General features: G+C 33.7%; 5 protein-coding genes. All 5 read right to left on the minus strand.

Annotation, left to right across the window (positions count from 1 at the left end; genetic code table 11):
• Positions 1 to 177 precede the first annotated feature (177 nt).
• Positions 178 to 1,584 carry a metallophosphoesterase family protein gene (locus tag ACTCDL_RS12865; RefSeq protein WP_463177363.1) on the minus strand — a complete coding sequence of 469 codons (1,407 nt, stop codon included), beginning with the start codon at positions 1,582 to 1,584 and terminating at the stop codon, positions 178 to 180.
• 18 nt (positions 1,585 to 1,602) lie between these two features.
• A complete protein-coding gene (locus ACTCDL_RS12870) occupies positions 1,603 to 2,847 on the minus strand; it encodes a competence/damage-inducible protein A (RefSeq protein ID WP_463177370.1) in 1,245 nt (414 codons plus the stop codon).
• Between the two features lie 375 nt (positions 2,848 to 3,222).
• Positions 3,223 to 4,932, minus strand: a complete 1,710-nt coding sequence (locus tag ACTCDL_RS12875) for an InlB B-repeat-containing protein (protein ID WP_463177374.1) — start codon at positions 4,930 to 4,932, stop codon at positions 3,223 to 3,225.
• Positions 4,933 to 5,249: 317 nt separating this feature from the next.
• Complete coding sequence (locus ACTCDL_RS12880; protein ID WP_463177377.1) at positions 5,250 to 6,173, minus strand: DUF4912 domain-containing protein; 924 nt, start codon at positions 6,171 to 6,173, stop codon at positions 5,250 to 5,252.
• A gap of 169 nt (positions 6,174 to 6,342) precedes the next feature.
• Complete coding sequence (locus tag ACTCDL_RS12885) at positions 6,343 to 7,002, minus strand: hypothetical protein (protein WP_463177382.1); 660 nt, start codon at positions 7,000 to 7,002, stop codon at positions 6,343 to 6,345.
• Positions 7,003 to 7,251 lie beyond the last annotated feature (249 nt).

A 7,251-nucleotide genomic window follows, 5' to 3' on the forward strand; every position in this document is an offset into this window, starting at 1 on the left:
TAATGGATATATAGCAACACTTTCGTGTCGGTAATCAGGAATCTGGAACCAGTGTTTATAACTGATTCCTGACTACTAATTCCAGATTCCAAAAAGTGTCACAATATCTTTATATAACGTTATAGTTAAATTTTATTCTAGATTCAAAAACCTATAAATATCTATACTTTGAAAGATTTAATCAACTTCTTTTTCTTTATCCATTTCCTTATCATTAATCAACTTTCTTTCTAAAATAAATCCACCATGCCGATCATAGAATTTAATAATATCCACTACATCCAAAGACCATTTCTGTTCATCATCTACTGACTCATTATAATGTAATAAAGCAACAGAATAAGGAATTCCCTCCTCACTCTGTAAACCTCTAATACCAGAAGCTCCAGTAGTCCCTGCATCTATAATCGTAGTTCCTTTCATATCATAAATTTTAAAGGCATGATCATGACCATGTAACAACAGAGGAATCTCCCCTAATAATCCCTTACCTAACTTAAAGTTATGAGTAATCACTATATCAGGGCTTACCTTTAATCTAGCAACTAACTCTTCTAACCCCTTTTTGTATTCTGTCATATCCTCTTCTGCTAAAGGCTTAATTTGGTTGCTCTTGGCAGCAGGATCTTCTACCCCTGCCACTACTAATCCCTTAATATTTGTTACATCGGCTTGTAAGACTATTACATTTTCAAACTCTCTCATACTCTCTACAATATCTGGAGAGTCATGATTACCTGCTATAAAAACATAAGGAACATCTAAATTATCTATCCTCTTTAATAATTCACCTTCAAGAGGAGTGCCATAATCGGTAATATCACCTGTATCAATAATTAAATCTACTCCAAAACTATCTACTATCTCTTCTACAAAGGGTAAAGCCACAGGATTATTGTGGATATCTGTAATATGTAAAACCTTCAAATCTCCTGTTACTCTACTTAAAGGTCGCAAAGTATCGACTTTCGAGAACAACTCTGCCATATTAGAAGCAATCAATTGCATCTCTTCACCCAATTGATCTATGCTATCTAAACCCTTTTGAATCATACCGATCATCCATGGTGCTGCTTCTAACATTCCCTCAAAATTAGGATCATTGAATTTTGATAAATCATAGGTATAGTAGGTCATTGAAGATAATATAAGAATTATTATAATCCCAGTCATTGTACCTACCACAATAGATTGGCGATCAAATTTGATTAGACTTGCCCCAACTATTCCACCCAAGATGGCTATCACAGTTAACCTGATAATAAATAATTCAATAACAACATTTCCTTTCTCCTTAAGTACAGCTATTAGCTCCTCTTTGCTCTTAATATCATTAATTATTGAATTTAACCGCTCTTGATGAATTGCATCTAAGGTTAAATTTATATCCAAAGGCGACTTGTGGGTATTAGCTCTGATTCTCCCTACAGGTGGGAAATCAATAATTGTAGCTGGTTGGTCTGATAGTTTTAGATTAATTTCAACATCAAAAGCACTTAATTTATACACCTTTGCCGAAGTAAAATTAATTAAAAATAATATAATAACGATTGCTAAAATTATTCTTCCCACTAGCCCCTTCATCTTATCTTCCTTTCTATATTAGCTTTTAGCCAAAAGTTTCTTTCTCAATAGATTTAAAATCACCTGTGATGTCATATATTTAACCCTTCCCCTACTCCCATTAAATTGATACTTATAGCTTTCTACACCATTCTTATCCGCTATAGCCATATAGACTAGGCCAACAGGTTTCTCTAAACTACCTCCATCTGGCCCAGCAATTCCTGTAGTAGAAAGACCTATATCAGTTTTAGATAACTCTCTTACTCCAAGAGCCATCTCTTCTGCAGTCTGCTTGCTAACAGCACCATACTCTTTTAATGTACTCTCTTTAACCTTTAATAGATCCATCTTGGCTTGATTACTATAGCTAATTATTCCCCTTTCAAAATAAGCTGAACTTCCTGCTACACTAGTCAATCTATCGCCAATCAATCCCCCTGTGCAGGACTCTGCAGTAGCTATTGTCAACTTCTTAGTCCATAATAGCTTAGCTACCACGCCTTCTAAAGTATCATCATCATAACCATAGATATACTCTCCTATCCGTTCTTGCAACTTAGCTTCCTTGGATTCAATCAACTGTTTAGCTTCTTTTTCATTATCAGCTTTGGCTGTTAATCTTAGTTTTACCTCCCCTTGGCTGGCTAAAGGTGCAATTGTAGGATTACTCTGTTCTATTAAGATATCAGCAATCAACTCCTCTAAAGATGATTCTCCTATCCCACAGGTTTTGATTACTTTAGATTTAATTACTACATCCTTTGCAAACTTCTTCTTTAAATATGGAAGCACAGTCTCTACCATCATCGCTTTCATCTCGACAGGTACTCCTGGCATCGCTACTACAATCTTTCCAGATTGGTCTACCAATACACCTGGGGCTGTTCCTTCAGAATTATCAATAGCTATTGCACCTTCAGGTAAATATGCCTGCTTGAGATTATTATTAGCCATATCACGCCCCATTTTATCAAAATAACCCTTTATCTCCTTCAATAGATCATCATCTTTGATTAACTCTAACCCTAAAGCCTCAGCGATACACTCTCTAGTCAAATCATCTTGAGTCGGTCCTAAACCACCAGTTGTGATAACAACATCAGAACGAGTAAGAGAGTTTCTAAGTGTATCCAAAATTCTCTCTTTATTATCACCAACTGTTGCTTTATAATACAAGTCAACACCTATCTCTGCCAATTTCTGTCCTATCCATTGGGAATTGCTATCTAGAATCTGTCCTAATAATAACTCTGTACCAATAGTAATAATCTCCGCTTTCATCTGATAAACACCACCTAATTAAAAAATATATACATTATAATTACTAAATTATAATTTACAACTATAAAACTTTTATACCCTTAATTTTTTATTGATATGACATCTTGTGCTAGTAAAAGAGCTGATACAATATAGATATATTACGATACTTTCGTGTCAGGAATCGGGAATCTGGAATCAGTTTGTTTTACTGATAACTGGTTCCTGACTCCTGATTACTAAAAGTGTCCCAATATGCCCATAAAGAGGCACTAGTTATATTGAGACCTAACTAGCACAACACATTAATATAAAAAACTATTATTCAATCCGCCTTTAATCTCTTGCACTAATCTAATTAATAATAGGTTAGATATATCTGACCTAGTTAGCGATCTAATTTAAATTAACTTTAATTAAATAAGCATCATAATTATTTTCCTCTAATTCAGTATAACCTATTAAAACAAGATAGTCATTATCAACCACCTCAAATTCTTCGAAGGCATCTTGCCCTTGTCCACCTCTTAATTTCTGCCATTCTTTATCCCCGGATGAGTTTAATTTAACTATATAAGCATCTCTTCCTTTGGCATCAGCAGAACTACTCTCTCCTGCCAAGATAATATCTCCATTTCTAACTACCTTCATATCAGAGAATATATCCCAGTCCTCTCTACCAAAGATTTTAGTCCATTCTTCATCTCCTTGATTATCTACCTTAACTAGATAACCATCTCTATTGCCTGATTCAAAGGATTCAGTCCACCCTGCTAATAGGTAACCATCATCTTTAGATTTTTCAATAGCATAAAACTTTTCGTCCATTATTCCACCAATATCTTTAGACCATAATTTATCACCTTGAGAAGTTAATTTAGCTATATAGCCTTGATAATTACCATAATTTCCACTATATCCAACTACCACTAGCCCACCATCTCTACTTGATTCTACTGCATATATTTCATTACCTTCACTCATTCTTAAAATTTTAGACCATTCTTCATCACCATTCTTATTAACTTTGACAAGATAACCATCTCTCTCACCAATACCAGAACCACTAGTTGATCCTACTAAAATATATCCACCATCACTGACCTCTTTAACCTCTTCAAAGTAATCTACCTGCGCCTTACCAAAAGTCTTAGCCCACGCTTGGCGACCTTCCTTGTCTAATTTAACCACATAGCCATCACGATTACCAGCTCCAAAAGAAGTAGTATAACCAGCTAAGATATACCCTCCATCTGAACTCTGTTGCACTGAATAGAATCGGTCCCATTCAGCACCACCAAACAGCTTAGACCACTCTTTTTCTCCTAAATGGTTGACCTTAACTACATAAGCATCTTCACCTTTAGCATCAAAGGACTCAGTCCATCCAGCTAGAATAAATCCTCCATCAAAAGTTCTATCTATACTTTTAAAGACATCTTCACTACCTTCCCCAAAGGTAAATTCCCACTCTCTTTTCTCTAATTCAGTCAGTCTTCTTTGCTCTTCCTTCTTTCTCTGTATCTCAGCCTGTCTTCTTCGTTCCTCCTCTTCTCTCTTTCTCAGTAGTTCAGCCTGCCTTTTTCGTTCTTCTTCTCTTTTTCTCTGTAGTTCAGCCTGTCTTCTTTGTTTCTCCTCTTTCCTCTTTCTCTCTAACACGGCTTGCCTTCTTCGTTCTTGCTCTTCTTTTTTCTTCTCTAACTCAGCCTGCTTTCTCCGTTCTTTCTCTTTTCTCTTGCTTTCTAACTCATTATCTTTATTTATTTCTTTTTCTTTCTTTTTAGCTTGGATTTGCTCCTGCTTATTTATTTTAGTAAAAATAGCTTTAACATTAATATCATTATCTAGAACCACGTGGATAGGATTTTGTCTCCCTGTCAAATCACCTTCCCAATGATCAAACTTCCACCCTATTTCACTTGAAGCAACTATTGTAAGCCTTCTGCCCTTCTTATAGATTCCTGAAACAGGTTGAACTTGCCCTTTGCCTACAGCACTTGTCTTTACTGGAGTTTGAGTAAATGCCCTTAAACTACCTATTATACATCCCAAGATCAATATTAAACCGATCACATTTAATAACTTCAACCCTTCTTTTTCCTTCACTGTCCCTATCCCCTTCCTCAACTCAAATTCTATTTAGTTGTAATCCTCCTCCTATTCTATGGGATAATTTCACTTTTATATATTTTTCTATATCAGCTCATTTATTCCTGTGTGATATAGAAATTATAGATATCCAACCCCAAAGTTAGATAAAAGACTAAAGATATTACATAATATATTGAGTTTTTATTTTAGACTTAGACATCTATATTAGAACAGCTTATATAATAGTCAGCTAATATAAAAATATAATATCGCTTTTACCCATATAAGAAAAAAGCTAGGATACCCCAGCTTTTTTCACTTATATTCTGTTATTAATTTGAAACATTAAGAACCTCTTGAGAACCTTTTAAAGAGCCTTTTAATAATTCAATTGAGCTATAAATTTGATCTAGATCATATACCTCGCTAACTGACTCTAGTTTTTTAAGAATATCAACCGAGCTATATCCACCTTCCCTTTTTTCAAATAAAAGTCCACCAGATAATAAGTATAATTGCTCCATAGTTTCTTGAACAGTCATCCATTCTTCATCTAACCTATCACTGATCTTATTGGCTGGCATCGTAACCTTATTGGATTCAAGCATAGAGTAGAAATTACCATCTGCATCTATTACTCCTAACTTTACAAAATAGCTATTAGTAGTCTCTAAACCATTTAGCCACCAGCTATCATTCTCTAAACCAATCTCAACATCATACTCTGAACCTGCAGTTTCATTATAAACTCTTAAGGATAATGTAGCTTCATTAATATCATTGATACCACTTTGAGCTATTATCTCATTGATTTTATCCTGAGTATACTCCCAATATAGATGAGCTGTCTGAGGATTTTTAACCTGTAAGACTAACTCATTAACTCCATACTTCTCTGGAACCTGATATTCATTAACAATATCTATCCCTTCATTCAATTCAAACTCTTTCTTCTTATCTTCAACTAAACCATCACTTGAAGCTCCGCTTGATGGTGCTTGTTCATCTTTATCTAATTGCTTTACATTTACTTCTTGAATTTGATTAGTAATTTCACCCTTTACCCCTGCAAAGAGTTTCTTTCCGATTCCTGACACTAATTTTAACTCTTCTAAACTCTCAAAACTCCCCTTCATTTCACGATACTCAACAATTCTACCTGCTAAAGCAGGACCTATTCCCTTTAAAGTCGTCAACTCATCAACTGTAGCAGTATTGATATTCACTTTAGTAGATTTAGCTTTTTCTGTTGCCATTGTTTAACCCCCTTCTTAATTCTCAACCCTTAATCTTAATAATGATTTATCTAAATGTAAATTTCATCACTTTACAGACTATTATTTAAGTAATTATACAAATAATTCATTTTCCCTGCTTTGTATTGAAAATATTCCATTATATATATATTATCTCTTTCAAACGATTTCAAAAACTATAAGAAAGACTCAAAGCAAGACGCAAGCCATTAATTTTAAGGTTCTCATCATTTTGATTGTTAATGAGGCGTTCTTTTTTTGAACTATACTTTTCTTTTATCTTAATTCTAGCCATGCGATATCCAGTATCTAATATAAATAATAAATTACTATTAATTTGATAGCTAGCTTTCATACCTAATAAAAGACCTATTCCATCACCCTTAACAACATCATTATTAAACCCTCTTTTCTTATAATGCTCTTTATAATGATAATTAATAATATTATTATATAAACTTATATTATCGTTCAACGTATAAATCATTTTAGCATATGGACCTGTTAACTCAGAACTATATTCATATTCCTCTAAATTGTCATTCCACTTAGAGCTCATCATATTCTTCTCTACACCTAGTCCAATTCCCCATTTATTAAGCCAATATATGGCTTCTCCTGCAAAGCCTGTTCCATCATGCAAATCCTCTCTTATATAAGTATTTCCACTAACATCATCACCATAACTATCATAAATATAATTACTATAATTTAACATAAAATTCAACTCGACCTTATTTAAATCTACTATCTCTTTAGCCATACTAGATGTATTATAATTAAAAGCAACTGCTAAAACAATAGATAAAATCATCAAATACCTCTTCAACTACATTCACCCCTAATCTGCTCTAAAATTAATATAAACAAAATGGGCTGTCGCCCAGTCTTCTACTCAAAGCCTTAAAAATAATTCAAAACAATTTTTAGCAATAAATCTCACTAATTTACGCGAATTTAAGTCAAAACATTTTTAAGACCTAATTTAGTTTTTAAATTTTAATTCGTGCTATTCGCGTTAATTCGTTGCTACTTTTTTTAACCCCTTTAAACAAGTTATCCACAACCTCTAAAAAAG

The sequence above is a fragment of the Orenia sp. genome, from assembly GCF_055140805.1.

Excerpts from the sequence above, each read along its gene's own strand:
- ACTCDL_RS12865 (WP_463177363.1), bottom strand. The coding sequence starts at position 1,584 with ATGAAGGGGCTAGTGGGAAGAATAATTTTAGCAATCGTTATTATATTA.
- ACTCDL_RS12870 (WP_463177370.1), bottom strand. The coding sequence starts at position 2,847 with ATGAAAGCGGAGATTATTACTATTGGTACAGAGTTATTATTAGGACAG.
- ACTCDL_RS12880 (WP_463177377.1), bottom strand. The coding sequence starts at position 6,173 with ATGGCAACAGAAAAAGCTAAATCTACTAAAGTGAATATCAATACTGCT.